This is a genomic window from Pseudomonas maumuensis, from assembly GCF_019139675.1.
GTDB classification, from domain to species: Bacteria; Pseudomonadota; Gammaproteobacteria; order Pseudomonadales; family Pseudomonadaceae; genus Aquipseudomonas; species Aquipseudomonas maumuensis.
Map to the genome: position 1 here is coordinate 1,136,814 of NZ_CP077077.1, position 14,315 is coordinate 1,151,128.

General features: G+C 63.6%; 18 protein-coding genes. 13 read left to right on the plus strand and 5 right to left on the minus strand.

Annotation, left to right across the window (positions count from 1 at the left end):
- Positions 1 to 63 precede the first annotated feature (63 nt).
- From lptB to KSS90_RS05315, 5 genes are read right to left on the minus strand one after another with little or no spacing between them, the layout of a single operon-like run.
- Entirely contained in the window at positions 64 to 789 is a 726-nt protein-coding gene (lptB, locus tag KSS90_RS05295) for an LPS export ABC transporter ATP-binding protein (protein WP_023629084.1), read from the minus strand.
- Positions 790 to 1,314: a lipopolysaccharide transport periplasmic protein LptA gene (gene lptA / locus KSS90_RS05300; protein ID WP_023629083.1), complete on the minus strand. Its 525-nt coding sequence runs from the start codon at positions 1,312 to 1,314 to the stop codon at positions 790 to 792. It lies immediately after the preceding gene.
- On the minus strand, positions 1,301 to 1,873 hold the full coding sequence (gene lptC / locus KSS90_RS05305; RefSeq protein ID WP_102682719.1) for an LPS export ABC transporter periplasmic protein LptC: 573 nt from the start codon (positions 1,871 to 1,873) through the stop codon (positions 1,301 to 1,303). Before lptC ends, lptA begins: the two co-directional genes overlap by 14 nt.
- Before the next feature lie 8 nt (positions 1,874 to 1,881).
- Complete coding sequence (locus tag KSS90_RS05310; protein WP_217868485.1) at positions 1,882 to 2,406, minus strand: KdsC family phosphatase; 525 nt, start codon at positions 2,404 to 2,406, stop codon at positions 1,882 to 1,884.
- Positions 2,407 to 3,381: a KpsF/GutQ family sugar-phosphate isomerase gene (locus tag KSS90_RS05315; RefSeq protein WP_217868486.1), complete on the minus strand. Its 975-nt coding sequence runs from the start codon at positions 3,379 to 3,381 to the stop codon at positions 2,407 to 2,409.
- Between the two features lie 245 nt (positions 3,382 to 3,626).
- Here KSS90_RS05315 and KSS90_RS05320 point away from each other — a divergent pair, with 245 nt between their 5' ends.
- The 13 genes from KSS90_RS05320 to KSS90_RS05380 all read left to right on the plus strand — a co-directional run bounded on the left by KSS90_RS05320 (position 3,627) and on the right by KSS90_RS05380 (position 14,297).
- Positions 3,627 to 4,436 (plus strand): ATP-binding cassette domain-containing protein, encoded by an 810-nt coding sequence (locus KSS90_RS05320; protein ID WP_217868487.1) that lies wholly within the window; start codon positions 3,627 to 3,629, stop codon positions 4,434 to 4,436.
- On the plus strand, positions 4,436 to 5,233 hold the full coding sequence (mlaE, locus tag KSS90_RS05325; RefSeq protein ID WP_031315029.1) for a lipid asymmetry maintenance ABC transporter permease subunit MlaE: 798 nt from the start codon (positions 4,436 to 4,438) through the stop codon (positions 5,231 to 5,233). Before KSS90_RS05320 ends, mlaE begins: the two co-directional genes overlap by 1 nt.
- Positions 5,233 to 5,718, plus strand: a complete 486-nt coding sequence (gene mlaD / locus KSS90_RS05330; protein ID WP_217868488.1) for an outer membrane lipid asymmetry maintenance protein MlaD — start codon at positions 5,233 to 5,235, stop codon at positions 5,716 to 5,718. Before mlaE ends, mlaD begins: the two co-directional genes overlap by 1 nt.
- A 9-nt stretch (positions 5,719 to 5,727) precedes the next feature.
- The gene (locus KSS90_RS05335) at positions 5,728 to 6,381 is read left to right on the plus strand and encodes an MlaC/ttg2D family ABC transporter substrate-binding protein (protein ID WP_104444469.1); all 654 of its coding nucleotides are present in this window, start codon (positions 5,728 to 5,730) and stop codon (positions 6,379 to 6,381) included.
- Positions 6,378 to 6,680: an STAS domain-containing protein gene (locus tag KSS90_RS05340; RefSeq protein WP_217868489.1), complete on the plus strand. Its 303-nt coding sequence runs from the start codon at positions 6,378 to 6,380 to the stop codon at positions 6,678 to 6,680. The genes KSS90_RS05335 and KSS90_RS05340 overlap by 4 nt, the downstream gene beginning before the upstream one ends.
- 118 nt (positions 6,681 to 6,798) lie before the next feature.
- Positions 6,799 to 7,038, plus strand: a complete 240-nt coding sequence (locus tag KSS90_RS05345) for a BolA family protein (RefSeq protein ID WP_023630425.1) — start codon at positions 6,799 to 6,801, stop codon at positions 7,036 to 7,038.
- 23 nt (positions 7,039 to 7,061) lie between these two features.
- On the plus strand, positions 7,062 to 8,327 hold the full coding sequence (gene murA / locus KSS90_RS05350) for a UDP-N-acetylglucosamine 1-carboxyvinyltransferase (protein ID WP_046856963.1): 1,266 nt from the start codon (positions 7,062 to 7,064) through the stop codon (positions 8,325 to 8,327).
- A gap of 93 nt (positions 8,328 to 8,420) precedes the next feature.
- Positions 8,421 to 9,056: an ATP phosphoribosyltransferase gene (gene hisG, locus KSS90_RS05355; protein WP_023630427.1), complete on the plus strand. Its 636-nt coding sequence runs from the start codon at positions 8,421 to 8,423 to the stop codon at positions 9,054 to 9,056.
- A gap of 126 nt (positions 9,057 to 9,182) precedes the next feature.
- A complete protein-coding gene (hisD, locus tag KSS90_RS05360; protein ID WP_217868490.1) occupies positions 9,183 to 10,505 on the plus strand; it encodes a histidinol dehydrogenase in 1,323 nt (440 codons plus the stop codon).
- A gap of 2 nt (positions 10,506 to 10,507) precedes the next feature.
- Positions 10,508 to 11,557 (plus strand): histidinol-phosphate transaminase, encoded by a 1,050-nt coding sequence (gene hisC / locus KSS90_RS05365; protein ID WP_217868491.1) that lies wholly within the window; start codon positions 10,508 to 10,510, stop codon positions 11,555 to 11,557.
- Positions 11,558 to 11,748: 191 nt separating this feature from the next.
- Complete coding sequence (locus KSS90_RS05370) at positions 11,749 to 12,417, plus strand: FadR/GntR family transcriptional regulator (RefSeq protein WP_217868492.1); 669 nt, start codon at positions 11,749 to 11,751, stop codon at positions 12,415 to 12,417.
- A gap of 13 nt (positions 12,418 to 12,430) precedes the next feature.
- Positions 12,431 to 13,711 carry a CynX/NimT family MFS transporter gene (locus tag KSS90_RS05375; protein WP_217868493.1) on the plus strand — a complete coding sequence of 427 codons (1,281 nt, stop codon included), beginning with the start codon at positions 12,431 to 12,433 and terminating at the stop codon, positions 13,709 to 13,711.
- 115 nt (positions 13,712 to 13,826) lie between these two features.
- The gene (locus tag KSS90_RS05380) at positions 13,827 to 14,297 is read left to right on the plus strand and encodes a nuclear transport factor 2 family protein (RefSeq protein ID WP_217868494.1); all 471 of its coding nucleotides are present in this window, start codon (positions 13,827 to 13,829) and stop codon (positions 14,295 to 14,297) included.
- Positions 14,298 to 14,315: the final 18 nt, after the last annotated feature.

Below are 14,315 nucleotides of genomic sequence, written 5' to 3' on the forward strand. Positions count from 1 at the left end.
GAGCACTGTAACAACTTAAGCCCCGATCAGGCGCATTCGCCAGTGCTCCGGGCAGGCCTGCGGTCAGAGTCGGAACTCGTGCCCCAGGTAAACTTCCTTGACCAACTGGTTGGCCAGGATGGTCTCGGCATCGCCTTCGGCGATCAGCTGGCCATCGTTGACGATGTAGGCCGTCTCGCAGATGTCCAGGGTCTCGCGAACGTTGTGGTCGGTGATCAGTACGCCGATGCCCTTGTTCTTGAGGTGGTGGATGATCTGCTTGATGTCGCCGACGGAAATCGGGTCGACACCGGCGAACGGTTCGTCCAGCAGGATGAACTTGGGTGCGGTGGCCAGGGCGCGGGCAATCTCGACCCGGCGACGTTCGCCACCGGACAGGCTCATGCCCAGGTTGTCGCGGATGTGGCTGATGTGGAATTCCTGCAGTAGGCTTTCCAGCTCTTTGCGCCGGCCTTCGCGGTCGAGGTCCTTGCGGGTCTCGAGGATGGCCATGATGTTGTCGGCCACCGACAGCTTGCGGAAGATCGAGGCTTCCTGCGGCAGGTAGCCGATACCGGCCTGGGCACGCCCGTGCATCGGCTGGTGGCTGACGTCGAGGCTGTCGATCAGCACACGGCCCTGGTCGGCCTGGACCAGGCCGACGATCATGTAGAAGCAGGTGGTCTTGCCGGCGCCGTTGGGGCCGAGCAGGCCGACGATCTGGCCGCTGTCGATGGACAGGCTGACGTCGCGCACGACTTGCCTGCCCTTGTAGCTCTTGGCCAGGTGCTGGGCTTTGAGGGTTGCCATTTACTCGGCCTTTTTCTTCGGTTGAATGACCATGTCGATACGCTGACGCGGTGCAGTCACGTTGCCACCGCGCCCGGCGGTAGCCACCTGGGTCTTGGTGTTGTAGACGATCTTCTCGCCTTCGGTGGTGTTGCCTTCGTTCTCGACCTTGGCGCGGTCGGTGAGGATCACCACGTCTTTCTGCGCCTGGTACTGGATGGTCACGGCCCAGCCTTTCATCTTGTCGGGCTTGGCGGCGCTCTGCTGCTGCTCGAAGTAGGCCAGGTTGCCCACCGAGGTGACCACGTCGATATCGCCGTTGGCGGCGCGGGTCATGGTCACGGTGTTGCCTTTGATCATCATCGAACCCTGGGTGATGATCACATCGCCCGTGTAGGTGGCGACGCCCTGCTTGTCGTCCAGGTGGGCGTTGTCCGCCTGGATGCGGATCGGCTGGTCACGGTCGTTCGGCAGGGCGAAGGCGCTCGCGCTTCCCAGTGCTACGCCCAGGCTGAGCAGAAGGGGGATGGTTTTAACGAGCCTCATACTGTCCTCTTACGTTAGAGAGCAGGTCCATCCTGCCTTCTTTCAAATACGCTTTCATTCCTTTGCCCGTAGTCGTGCCACCGGCGCCGTCGATTCTAACGGCTTGCTCGGTCTGCGCATATTGCTTCTGCGGGAACACGGTCATGCGTGTGCTGGTGATGATGGTTTCGCGTTGCTTCTCGTCAGTGCGTGCCACACGCACGTCGTCGATCAACTCGACCTCGGTGCCGTCCGGATTGACCTCGGCGCGCTTGCTCTGCACATGCCAGGGGTATTCGGTGCCACGGTACATATGCAGGTCGGGGGTGGTCACCAGGGTGACCTCGCTGGCCTTGAGGTGCTCGACCTTGGCGGCGGTCATCTCGTACTGCAGCTTGCCGTCGGGCAGGAACTGCAGGCTGTGGGCGTTGATCGCGTAGTAGTCGATGGCGCTCTGGTCGACCTGGGCCTGGGGCTGTTCGAGGAAGCTTTCCGGGCTGATGTTCCAGTAGCCTACCGCAACCAGCACGGCGGCGATCCCGCCTAGCAGCGCGACATTTCTGATCTTCTTGCTGAGCATGGGCAGCCTTACAGGTAATGGGCGTTGGCAGCGTCCAGGGTGCCCTGGGCCTGCATGATCAGTTCACAGAACTCGCGGGCGGCACCTTCACCGCCGCGGGCCTGGGTGACGCCGTGGGCGTGCTGACGAACGAAGGCCGCGGCATTCTGCACCGCCATGCCCAGGCCGACGCGTCGGATCACCGGCAGGTCGGGCAGGTCGTCGCCGAGGTAGGCGACCTGCTCATAGCTTAGATTGAGTTCGGCGAGCAGGCCGTCCAGCACCACCAGTTTATCCTCGCGGCCCTGGAACAGGTGCGGGATGCCGAGGTTCTTCGCCCGGCGCTCGACTACCGGGGTTTTGCGCCCGCTGATGATCGCGGTGGTCACGCCCGCGGCCATGAGCATCTTGATGCCATGGCCGTCGAGGGTGTTGAAGGTCTTGAACTCGCTGCCGTCCTCGAGGAAGTACAGGCGGCCGTCGGTGAGAACGCCGTCGACGTCGAACACTGCCAGCTTGATGGCCTTGGCGCGTTGCATGAGGTCCTGGTTCATTTACATCACTCCGGCGCGCAGCAGGTCATGCATGTTCAGGGCGCCGGTCGGGCGGTCGTCCTGATCGACAACCACCAGCGCGCTGATCTTGTGGTCTTCCATGATTTTCAGTGCCTCGGCGGCGAGCATCTCGGCGCGGGCAGTCTTGCCATGCACGGTCATGACTTCGTCGATGAGCGTCTTATGCACGTCGATGTTGCGGTCCAGGCTGCGGCGCAGGTCACCGTCGGTGAAGACCCCGGCCAGCTTGCCGTCGTTACCCAGCACCACGGTCATGCCCAAACCTTTGCGAGACATTTCAAGCAGCGCGTCCTTGAGCAGGGTGCCGCTCTTTACCACGGGCAACTCTTCGCCGGCATGCATGACGTTCTCGACCTTCAGCAGCAGGCGACGGCCCAGCGCGCCGCCCGGGTGGGAGAAGGCGAAGTCTTCGGCGGTGAAACCACGAGCTTCCAGCAGAGCGATAGCCAGTGCATCGCCCAGTGCCAGTGCCGCGGTAGTGGAGGAGGTTGGTGCCAGGTTGAGCGGGCAGGCTTCCTGGGCGACGCTGGCGTCGAGGTTGACCTCGGCGGCCTGGGCCAGGGGCGAGTCCGGTTTGCCGGTGAGGCTGATCATCTGGATGCCCAGGCGCTTGATCAAGGGCAGCAGGGTGACGATCTCGGCGGTGCTGCCGGAGTTGGACAGGGCAAGAATGACATCGTCACGGGTGATCATGCCCATGTCGCCATGGCTGGCTTCGGCAGGATGCACGAAGAACGCCGGGGTGCCGGTGCTGGCCAGGGTGGCGGCGATCTTGTTGCCGATGTGCCCCGACTTGCCCATGCCTACCACCACGACCCGTCCCTTGCTGGCCAGGATCAGTTCGCAGGCCTTGACGAAGTCCCCGTCGATGCGGGCCAGCAGGGCCTCAACGGCCTCGAGTTCGAGGCGCAGGGTGCGCTGGGCGGATTGGATCAGCTCGCTGGATTGGGTCATGTCGAAACGCAATGCCTGATGAAAAGGCGGCGATTATAGCCGCAATGTGTGAAACGCTCATCCTTCGAATGTCATATGGATGCCGCGCCAGCCTGTCTGTGCCCTGAACGAGTGGGGTGACGGCCTTGGGGCGGGCCTATCAGCGGTGCTATAGTTCGCCGCTATTCGGCCCGCCGGGGACCTGTGTGCCTTCAAGATGAAGGCAGGCGTCCACTATGACGAGGCTGCACTAGCAAGGAGTCTAGATGAGTGTGGATAGCGCCTACGCGGTCGAGTTGAAGGGTGTTACCTTCAAGCGCGGTTCGCGCAGCATTTTCAGCAATGTGGACATACGCATTCCCCGTGGCAAGGTCACCGGCATCATGGGGCCTTCGGGATGCGGCAAGACCACCTTGCTGCGCCTGATGGGCGCGCAATTGCGCCCGTCAGGTGGCGAGGTCTGGGTCAACGGGCAGAACCTGCCGGCATTGTCACGCAGCGACCTGTTCGATGCGCGCAAGCAGATGGGCGTGCTGTTCCAGAGCGGTGCGCTGTTCACCGACCTGGATGTGTTCGAGAACGTGGCCTTCCCGCTGCGGGTGCATACGCAGCTGTCGGACGAGATGATCCGCGACATCGTGCTGATGAAGCTGCAGGCCGTGGGTCTGCGCGGCGCCATCGACCTGATGCCCGACGAGCTGTCCGGCGGCATGAAGCGCCGTGTGGCGCTGGCCCGCGCGATCGCCCTGGACCCGCAGATCCTCATGTACGACGAGCCGTTCGTCGGCCAGGACCCGATCGCCATGGGCGTGCTGGTGCGCCTGATCCGCCTGCTCAACGATGCCCTGGGCATCACCAGCATCGTGGTGTCCCATGACCTTGCGGAAACCGCGAGCATTGCCGACTACATCTATGTGGTCGGTGATGGCCAGGTGTTGGGGCAGGGCACGCCGGCCGAACTGATGGGCTCGGACAACCCGCGCATCCGCCAGTTCATGAAAGGCGACCCGGATGGTCCGGTACCCTTCCACTTCCCTGCGCCTGACTACCGCGCCGATCTGCTGGGGACGCGTTGATGCGCAGAAAATCCTTACTCGAACGTATCCGTCTGTTCGGCCGTTCGGCCATCGATGTACTGGCTGTGCTGGGACGCTCGTGCCTGTTCCTCGGCCATTCGCTGGGTGGCCGCAGTGGCATCGGCGGTGGCTTCCAGCTGCTGGTCAAACAACTTTATTCGGTGGGCGTGTTGTCGCTGGCGATCATCGTCGTGTCCGGCGTGTTCATCGGCATGGTGCTGGCCCTGCAGGGCTACAGCATTCTCAACAAGTACGGTTCGGAGCAGGCGGTGGGGCAGATGGTTGCCCTGACCCTGCTGCGCGAGCTGGGGCCGGTGGTCACCGCGTTGCTGTTCGCTGGTCGTGCAGGTTCCGCGCTGACCGCCGAAATCGGCAACATGAAATCCACCGAGCAGCTGTCGAGCCTGGAAATGATCGGCGTCGACCCGCTCAAGTACATCGTGGCGCCACGCCTGTGGGCCGGGTTCATTTCGCTGCCGCTGCTGGCGCTGATCTTCAGCGTGGTGGGTATCTGGGGTGGCTCGTGGGTCGCCGTTGATTGGCTGGGCGTCTACGAAGGCTCGTTCTGGGGCAACATGCAGAACAGCGTCTCTTTCAGCGACGACGTGCTCAACGGGCTGATCAAGAGCCTGGTGTTCGCCTTCGTCGTCACCTGGATCGCCGTATTCCAGGGGTACGACTGTGAGCCCACTTCAGAAGGGATCAGCCGTGCCACCACCAAGACCGTGGTCTATGCCTCGTTGGCAGTCCTGGGTCTGGACTTTATTCTGACCGCCTTGATGTTTGGAGATTTCTGATGCAAAACCGCACCCTGGAAATCGGTGTCGGCCTGTTCCTCCTGGCCGGGATCCTGGCGCTGCTGCTGCTGGCCCTGCGTGTCAGCGGGCTGTCGGCCAGCCCGAGCAGCGACACGTACAAAGTTTATGCGTACTTCGACAATATCGCCGGTTTGACGGTCAGAGCTAAAGTGACCATGGCCGGTGTGACCATCGGCAAGGTCACGGCCATCGATCTGGACCGTGATTCGTACACCGGTCGGGTGACATTGCAGCTGGACAAGAACGTCGACAACCTGCCGACCGACTCCACTGCCTCGATCCTGACCGCCGGCCTGCTGGGCGAGAAGTACATCGGCATCAGCGTGGGCGGCGAGGACGTGGTTCTCAAGGATGGCAGCACCATCCACGACACGCAGTCGGCGCTGGTGCTGGAAGATCTGATCGGCAAGTTCCTGCTCAACTCGGTGGGCAAGGAACCGAAAGAAGCTCAACCGGCTAATTAAGGAGTTTCCATGATTTCGATCCTGCGACGTGGCCTGCTGGTTCTGCTGGCGGCTTTCCCCCTGCTGGCCCTGGCGGCGCCGGGGCAGTCTGCCCGTGATGTGATCCAGGGCACCACCACCCAGTTGCTCAGCGACCTGAAGAGCAACAAGGAGCAGTACAAGGCCGACCCCAATGCGTTCTACAACGCGCTCAACGCCAACCTTGGCCCGGTGGTCGATGCCGACGGCATCTCCAAGAGCATCATGACGGTCAAGTATTCGCGCAAGGCCTCGCCCGAGCAGATGCAGCGCTTCCAGGAGAACTTCAAGCGCAGCCTGATGCAGTTCTATGGCAACGCCTTGCTGGAGTACAACAACCAGGGCATCACCGTCGACCCGGCCAAGGCCGAGGCTGACGATCGCACCAGCGTCGGCATGAAGATCACCGGCACCAACGGCGCGGTCTATCCGGTGCAGTACACCATGGTCAAGCTGGACGGCGAGTGGAAGGTGCGTAACGTCATCGTCAACGGCATCAACATCGGCAAGTTGTTCCGCGACCAGTTCCAGGATGCCATGCAGCGTAATGGCAACAACCTGGACAAGACCATCGACGGTTGGGCCGGTGAAGTGGCCAAGGCCAAGGAAACGGCCGACAGCTCGCCGGATAAGGAAGTCAAATGAGTGACGCCGCCGTGAGCATGGCCGCGCCGGGCGTTATTGCCCTGGCCGGCGTGCTGGATTACCGCAGCGGCCCGGCCCTGCGCAAACAGGGCAAGGCGTTGATCGCCGCCAGTGGCGAGGCGCGTCTGGTGTTCGATTGCACCGCCGTGGAGAAGTCGAGCAGTGTCGGCCTGTCGTTACTGCTGGGTTTCATGCGCGATGCCCAGGCAGCCGGTAAAACCTGGGAACTGCGCGGTATCCCGGAGAACATGCAGGAAATCGCCGGGGTCTACGACCTCGATGAAGTGCTGGCAGGTTGATGCCCTGCCGTTGGTGAAAGGCCCCTCGGTCAGCGTGTCCCTTCATGGGCTTCGCAGGCGAGGGGCTTTTTTGTATGATGGCCGACCCGCGCGCGTTGGGCGCCGATCGAGGTTGAGCATGCAGGCCGTAGAAGTTAAAAGCTTTCTGGAAGAGAAATTGCCGGGAACCCAGGTCGAAGTTGAAGGCGAAGGCTGCAACTTCCAGTTGAACGTGATCAGCGACGAGCTGGCCGGCCAGAGCCCGGTCAAGCGTCAGCAGGCGATCTATGCTCACCTCAATCCGTGGATCGCCAACGGCAGCATTCACGCGGTAACCATGAAATTCTTCAGCAGCGCAGCCTGGGCTGAGCGCACCTGAGCCTACTTGGCGGCGAGATACGTATGGACAAACTGATTATCACTGGTGGCGCGCGTCTCGATGGCGAGATCCGCATTTCCGGCGCAAAGAACTCCGCCCTGCCGATCCTTTCGGCCACCCTGCTGTGCGATGGCCCGGTCACGGTCGGCAACCTGCCGCACCTGCACGACATCACCACCATGATCGAGCTGTTCGGCCGCATGGGCATCGAGCCTGTGATCGACGAAAAGCTCTCGGTGGAGATCGACCCGCGTACCATCAAGACCCTGGTCGCCCCCTACGAGCTGGTCAAGACCATGCGCGCCTCGATCCTGGTACTCGGCCCGATGGTCGCCCGTTTCGGTGAGGCCGAAGTGGCCCTGCCGGGTGGCTGCGCCATCGGTTCCCGTCCGGTCGACCTGCACATCCGCGGCCTCGAGGCCATGGGCGCGAAGATCGACGTCGAAGGCGGCTACATCAAGGCCAAGGCCCCAGAAGGCGGCCTGCGTGGCGCGCACTTCTTCTTCGACACCGTCAGCGTCACCGGCACCGAGAACATCATGATGGCCGCCGCCCTGGCCAAGGGCCGCAGCGTGCTGCAGAACGCTGCCCGTGAGCCGGAGGTGGTCGACCTGGCCAACTTCCTGATCGCCATGGGGGCGAAGATCCAGGGCGCCGGTACCGACACCATCACCATCGATGGCGTCGAGCGCCTGCACTCGGCCAACTACCGGGTCATGCCCGACCGTATCGAGACCGGCACCTACCTGGTCGCTGCTGCCGTCACTGGTGGCCGCGTCAAGGTCAAGGATACCGACCCGACCATCCTCGAAGCTGTCCTCGAGAAGCTCAAGGAAGCCGGCGCCGACATCACCACCGGCGAAGACTGGATCGAGCTGGACATGCACGGCAAGCGGCCGAAGGCCGTTAACCTGCGTACCGCGCCGTACCCGGCGTTCCCGACCGACATGCAGGCGCAGTTCATTTCGCTCAACGCCATCGCCGAAGGCACTGGCGCGGTGATCGAGACCATCTTCGAAAACCGCTTCATGCACGTGTATGAAATGCACCGCATGGGCGCGCAGATCCAAGTCGAGGGCAACACCGCCATCGTCACTGGCGTCAAAGCGCTCAAAGGTGCTCCGGTGATGGCCACCGACCTGCGTGCTTCCGCCAGCCTGGTGCTGTCGGCGCTGGTCGCCGAAGGCGACACCCTGATCGATCGCATCTACCACATCGACCGTGGCTACGAGTGCATCGAGGAGAAACTGCAGATGCTGGGCGCGAAGATCCGTCGCGTACCGGGCTAGCAGTTATCGTGGCGCAGGGACGCGCCAGCCGAATCGTATGCGGTCGGGCTCAAGGGCCCGACCGGCAGTAGACGCTTAAGGACCGACGTTCCAATGTTGACCATCGCGCTATCCAAAGGCCGTATTCTCGACGATACCCTGCCACTGCTGGCCGAGGCCGGTATCGTGCCGACCGAGAATCCGGACAAGAGTCGCAAGCTGATCATCCCCACCACGCAGGATGATGTGCGTCTGCTCATCGTGCGTGCCACCGATGTGCCGACCTATGTCGAGCATGGCGCCGCCGACCTCGGTGTGGCCGGCAAGGACGTGCTGATGGAATACGGCGGCCAGGGCCTGTACGAGCCCCTGGACCTGCAGATCGCCCAGTGCAAGCTGATGACCGCTGGCGTAACCGGCGCACCAGAGCCCAAAGGCCGCCTGCGCGTGGCTACCAAGTTCGTCAACGTAGCCAAGCGCTACTACGCCGAACAGGGCCGCCAGGTCGACATCATCAAGCTGTACGGCTCCATGGAGCTGGCGCCGCTGATCAACCTTGCCGACAAGATCATCGACGTGGTCGACACCGGCAATACCCTGCGCGCCAACGGCCTCGAGCCCCAGGACCTGATCGCCACGATCAGCTCGCGCCTGGTGGTCAACAAGGCCTCCATGAAGATGCAGCACGCCCGTATCCAGAGCCTGATCGACACCCTGCGCAACGCCGTCGAATCGCGACACCGCGGCTGACCTCTGCGCGCGACCTCCGCTGTCGCGCCCGTCTATCCGCGTCATAGCCTTTTTTCTCAGGTGCCCGCGCGGATGGAGTGGTAGCTTTAGGGCGCCTGAACATCCGCTAATAACGAGGCCCTCGCCATGACCGTGTCCACTGCAATTGCCCGTCTCAACGCCGCTGACCAGGATTTCGCCCGACATCTGGATCATCTGCTGAGCTGGGAAAGCGTGTCCGATGACGCGGTCAACCAGCGCGTGCTCGACATCATCAAGGCCGTGCGTGAGCGCGGCGATGCGGCGTTGGTGGAGTTCACCCAGCGCTTCGACGGTGTCGATGCCAAGGGCATCAGTGACCTGATCCTCGACCGCGCCCGCCTGGAGCTGGCGCTGACGCGCATTACCCCGGTACAGCGCGAGGCCCTGGAAAAGGCCGCCAACCGCGTGCGTATCTACCATGAGCGGCAGAAGCAGGACTCGTGGCAGTACACCGAGGCTGACGGGACCGTCCTCGGTCAGAAGGTCACGCCGCTGGACCGCGCCGGGCTGTATGTGCCTGGTGGCAAGGCGTCGTACCCGTCGTCGGTGCTGATGAATGCCATTCCGGCCAAGGTCGCGGGCGTCAGCGAGGTGGTGATGGTAGTGCCGACTCCGCGTGGCGAGGTCAACGAACTGGTGCTCGCCGCCGCCTGCATCGCCGGGGTCGACCGCGTATTCACCGTCGGTGGCGCGCAGGCCGTGGCCGCCCTGGCCTACGGTACCGAGAGCGTGCCGCAGGTGGACAAGATCGTCGGCCCGGGCAACATCTATGTGGCTACCGCCAAGCGCCATGTGTTCGGCCAGGTCGGTATCGACATGATCGCCGGCCCTTCGGAGATCCTAGTGGTGTGCGACGGCCAGACCGATCCGGACTGGATTGCCATGGACCTGTTCTCCCAGGCCGAGCACGACGAGGATGCCCAGGCGATTCTGGTCAGCCCGGACGCCGAGTTTCTCGATCGTGTGGCCGCCAGCATCGACAAACTGCTGCCGACCATGGAGCGTGCCGAGATCATCGAGAAGTCGATCAATGGCCGTGGCGCGCTGATCCAGGTGCGTGACATGCAGCAGGCCATCGAAGTGGCCAACCGCATCGCTCCGGAGCACCTGGAACTGTCGGTGGCCGACCCGCAGGCCTGGTTGCCGCAGATCCGCCATGCCGGCGCGATCTTCATGGGTCGCCACACCAGCGAGGCGCTGGGCGACTACTGCGCCGGCCCCAACCACGTGCTGCCGACTTCCGGCACTGCGCGCTTCTCTTCGCCACTGGGCGTGTATGACTTCCAGAAGCGTTCGTCGATCATCTTCTGCTCCGAGCAGGGCGCGTCCGAGCTGGGTCACACCGCTTCCGTGCTGGCCCGTGGCGAATCGCTGACCGCCCACGCGCGAAGCGCCGAATACCGCATCCTCAACGAGAAGGGGAACTGAGCATGAGTCGATTCTGGAGTCCCTTCGTCAAGGACCTGGTGCCTTACGTGCCGGGCGAGCAGCCAAAGCTGGCGCGGCTGGTCAAGCTGAACACCAACGAGAACCCCTATGGCCCGTCGCCCAAGGCGCTGGAAGCCATGCGTGGCGAGCTCAACGACAACCTGCGCCTGTATCCGGACCCGAACGGTGACCGGCTCAAGCAGGCGGTGGCCGAGTATTACGGCGTGACGCCGGCCCAGGTATTTGTCGGCAATGGCTCGGACGAGGTGCTTGCGCACATCTTCCACGGCCTGTTCCAGCATGACCGTGGGCCGCTGCTGTTCCCGGACGTCAGCTACAGCTTCTACCCGGTGTATTGCGGCTTGTACGGTATCGCGTTCGAGCAGGTGGCGCTGGATGAGCAGTTCCAGATCCGGGTTTCGGACTACAGCAAGCCCAATGCCGGGATCATCTTCCCCAACCCCAATGCGCCGACTGGCTGCCTGTTGCCGCTTGAGGCGGTCGAGCAACTGCTGCAGGCCAACCGGGATTCGGTGGTGGTGGTCGATGAGGCCTACATCGATTTCGGTGGCGAGACGGCCATCAGCCTGGTCGATCGCTACGACAACTTGCTGGTGACTCAGACCTTGTCCAAGTCACGTTCGCTGGCGGGGCTCAGGGTGGGTCTGGCGGTTGGGCATCCAGACCTGATCGAGGCGTTGGAGCGGATCAAGAACAGCTTCAACTCCTACCCGCTGGATCGCATGGCGATTGTCGGGGCGGCGGCGGCGTTCGATGACCGTGAGTATTTCGAGCAGACCTGCCGGCAGGTGATCGAGAGCCGCGAGGTTTTGGTCGAGGCGCTGACCGCGCGCGGGTTCGAGGTGTTGCCTTCGGCGGCGAACTTCATCTTTGCCCGCCATCCCGGCCAGGATGCTGCCGGGATCGCGGCGCGCTTGCGCGAACAGGGGGTGATTGTTCGGCACTTCAAGCAGGAGCGGATTGCGCAATTCCTGCGGATTACCATCGGGACGCCGGAGATGAACCAGGCTTTGCTTGATGCTTTGAATTGATTCCAGGGGTTTGACCGGGGGCGGATTGGAGTTGGTTGTTCCGACTTCTGATTCGCCCCTTGTTGTTTGTGGTGGTTTTGCAAGTTGCGTGCGCATTCATTGGTGATGTCGACGCCTATTCACCTTTGCGCCCGAACCCTTGCCCAATCCCCCATCAACCGTTATCGTCCAACCCCACACAAATTCATCCGATGACTGGACGAGCCCATCCCGTGACCCCGCTCATCAAACGCTCCCTGGTAGAACAAGCTGTAGACCAGCTCCGCGAGCGCATCGCCCAGGGCACTTGGTCGGTAGGCCAGCGCTTGCCCACCGAACCGGAGCTGGCCAGCGACCTGGGCATCAGCCGTAACACCGTGCGCGAGGCCATGCGCGTCCTGGCCTTCAGCGGCCTGGTGGAAGTCCGCCAGGGCGACGGCAGCTACCTGCGCACCGCCGTAGACCCGCTGCAGGCCGTGCAGGTGATGTCGCGCTGCGCCGTCGAACATGCCCGCGAAACCCGCCATATCCTTGAAACACAAGCCATCGGCCTGGCCGCGTTACGCCGCACCGAAGCCGACCTGCAGGCACTGCGCGACGCCCTGCAACACAGCGCGCAGCACTACCACGGCGATGTGGATGCCTATGTCGAATGCGACCTGATCTTCCACCAGCGCCTGGTGGACGCCGCCCACAACCCGGCCTTGAGCGAGCTGTACCGCTACTTTTCCGGCGTGGTCGGCGCGGCCCTGCAGCACAACATGACAACAGTCCCCCGTTGCCAGGCCGTGTTCGACCTGCACGGGCAGATCCTCGACGCCCTCGAACAACGCGATCCGGAGCGGGCCAAGCACCTGAGCCGGACCCTCATCGAATCCTGACCACGAGAAGGCCATGGCCGAACAACTGACCCGCAACACCGCGCCCCGCGAGGCGGACCTCGAAGAACTGCTGATCGACGCCGAGGCCGACGATGAGCAAGTCCAGCAACAGCCCGTGGTGCTGCGCCGGCCCTGGCTGTTGTTGCTGGGCCTGGTACTGGTGGCGCTGAACCTGCGTCCGGCGTTGTCGAGCATGTCACCCGTACTCGGGCAGGTGTCCGAAGGGCTGGGGCTCAGTGCATCGCAGGCGGGGCTGCTGACCACCTTGCCGGTGCTGTGCCTGGGGCTTTTCGCGCCGCTGGCACCGATCCTGGCACGACGTTTCGGCAGCGAACGGGTCATCCTCGGCATCTTGCTGACTCTGGCGCTGGGCATCCTGGTGCGCAGTGCCCTGGGCGCCACCGGCGTGTTCATCGGCAGCCTGATGGCGGGTGCGAGCATCGGCATCATCGGCGTGCTGTTGCCCGGCATCGTCAAGCGCGATTTCCCACAACATGCAGGCACCCTGACCGGCGTCTACACCATGGCGCTGTGTCTGGGCGCGGCAATGGCCGCCGGTGCCACGGTGCCCTTGACCCAGCACTTCGATGACAGCTGGGCGCTGGGGCTGGGCTTCTGGGTGCTGCCGGCGCTGCTGGCGATGCTGGTGTGGCTACCGCAGTCCCGTCAGGGCCATGGCGTTCACAAGGTGGCCTACCGGGTGCAGGGCCTGTGGCGTGATCCGCTGGCATGGCAGGTGACCCTGTACATGGGCCTGCAGTCGTCGCTGGCCTACATCGTGTTCGGCTGGTTGCCGTCGATTTTGATCGGCCGTGGGCTGAGCCCGACCGAGGCGGGGCTGGTGCTGTCCGGCTCGGTGATCGTGCAACTGGTCAGTTCGCTAAGCGCGCCATGGCTGGCGACGCGCGGCAAGGAGCAGCGCCTGGCCATCGTGGTGGTGATGCTGGTGACCCTGGGCGGACTGTTCGGCTGCCTGTACGCACCGCTGGAAGGGCTGTGGGGCTGGGCGATCCTGTTGGGGCTGGGCCAGGGCGGCACCTTTGCCCTGGCGTTGACCTTGATCGTGCTGCGCTCCAAGGACGCCCATGTGGCGGCCAACCTGTCGAGCATGGCCCAGGGGGTCGGCTACACGCTGGCCTCCATGGGGCCGTTCGCGGTAGGGCTGGTACATGACCTGACCGGGGGCTGGGGCGCGGTGGGCTGGATCTTCGCGGTACTGGGGATCGGCGCCATTGCGTTCGGCTTGGGGGCCGGGCGTGCGTTGCATGTGGGTGTGGTCAGCGAGCGGGTCTGAGGTCTGCTGGCACCTGGTTCGGGCTTCGGCACCATTCATGGCGCAAATGACTGTGGCGCCAAAGCCGGGCCCGGACTATCGTGCGCTTCTCGAGCCCAAGCACGGATAACCGCCAATGAGCGACGCCAACAGCGCCCTGATCACCCGTTTCTACCAGGCCTTCCAGCGCCTGGACGCCGAGGCCATGGTGGCCTGCTACAGCGATGACATCGTTTTCAGCGATCCGGCCTTCGGCACCTTGCGCGGGCAGGATGCCGGGGACATGTGGCGCATGCTCACCCGCCGTGCCAAGGACTTCACCCTGACCTTCGACAACGTGCGCAGCGACGAACGCGGCGGCGGTGCGCATTGGGTGGCGACCTATCTGTTCAGCCAGACCGGGCGGGTGGTGGTCAACGATATCCAGGCGCGCTTCGTGATTCGTGATGGGCTGATCTGCCAGCACGACGACAGCTTCGACCTATGGCGCTGGGCGCGGCAGGCCCTGGGCATGCCGGGCGTGCTGTTGGGCTGGTCGCCGATGCTGCAGAACAAGGTGCGCCAGCAGGCGTTCAAAGGCTTGCGCGCATTCCAGCAGGGCCGTTGAACGGTTAAGCTGGCGCGC

Excerpts from the sequence above, each read along its gene's own strand:
- lptB (WP_023629084.1), bottom strand. The coding sequence starts at position 789 with ATGGCAACCCTCAAAGCCCAGCACCTGGCCAAGAGCTACAAGGGCAGG.
- lptA (WP_023629083.1), bottom strand. The coding sequence starts at position 1,314 with ATGAGGCTCGTTAAAACCATCCCCCTTCTGCTCAGCCTGGGCGTAGCA.
- lptC (WP_102682719.1), bottom strand. The coding sequence starts at position 1,873 with ATGCTCAGCAAGAAGATCAGAAATGTCGCGCTGCTAGGCGGGATCGCC.
- KSS90_RS05310 (WP_217868485.1), bottom strand. The coding sequence starts at position 2,406 with ATGAACCAGGACCTCATGCAACGCGCCAAGGCCATCAAGCTGGCAGTG.
- KSS90_RS05315 (WP_217868486.1), bottom strand. The coding sequence starts at position 3,381 with ATGACCCAATCCAGCGAGCTGATCCAATCCGCCCAGCGCACCCTGCGC.
- KSS90_RS05320 (WP_217868487.1), top strand. The coding sequence starts at position 3,627 with ATGAGTGTGGATAGCGCCTACGCGGTCGAGTTGAAGGGTGTTACCTTC.
- mlaE (WP_031315029.1), top strand. The coding sequence starts at position 4,436 with ATGCGCAGAAAATCCTTACTCGAACGTATCCGTCTGTTCGGCCGTTCG.
- mlaD (WP_217868488.1), top strand. The coding sequence starts at position 5,233 with ATGCAAAACCGCACCCTGGAAATCGGTGTCGGCCTGTTCCTCCTGGCC.
- KSS90_RS05335 (WP_104444469.1), top strand. The coding sequence starts at position 5,728 with ATGATTTCGATCCTGCGACGTGGCCTGCTGGTTCTGCTGGCGGCTTTC.
- KSS90_RS05340 (WP_217868489.1), top strand. The coding sequence starts at position 6,378 with ATGAGTGACGCCGCCGTGAGCATGGCCGCGCCGGGCGTTATTGCCCTG.
- KSS90_RS05345 (WP_023630425.1), top strand. The coding sequence starts at position 6,799 with ATGCAGGCCGTAGAAGTTAAAAGCTTTCTGGAAGAGAAATTGCCGGGA.
- murA (WP_046856963.1), top strand. The coding sequence starts at position 7,062 with ATGGACAAACTGATTATCACTGGTGGCGCGCGTCTCGATGGCGAGATC.
- hisG (WP_023630427.1), top strand. The coding sequence starts at position 8,421 with ATGTTGACCATCGCGCTATCCAAAGGCCGTATTCTCGACGATACCCTG.
- hisD (WP_217868490.1), top strand. The coding sequence starts at position 9,183 with ATGACCGTGTCCACTGCAATTGCCCGTCTCAACGCCGCTGACCAGGAT.
- hisC (WP_217868491.1), top strand. The coding sequence starts at position 10,508 with ATGAGTCGATTCTGGAGTCCCTTCGTCAAGGACCTGGTGCCTTACGTG.
- KSS90_RS05370 (WP_217868492.1), top strand. The coding sequence starts at position 11,749 with ATGACTGGACGAGCCCATCCCGTGACCCCGCTCATCAAACGCTCCCTG.
- KSS90_RS05375 (WP_217868493.1), top strand. The coding sequence starts at position 12,431 with ATGGCCGAACAACTGACCCGCAACACCGCGCCCCGCGAGGCGGACCTC.
- KSS90_RS05380 (WP_217868494.1), top strand. The coding sequence starts at position 13,827 with ATGAGCGACGCCAACAGCGCCCTGATCACCCGTTTCTACCAGGCCTTC.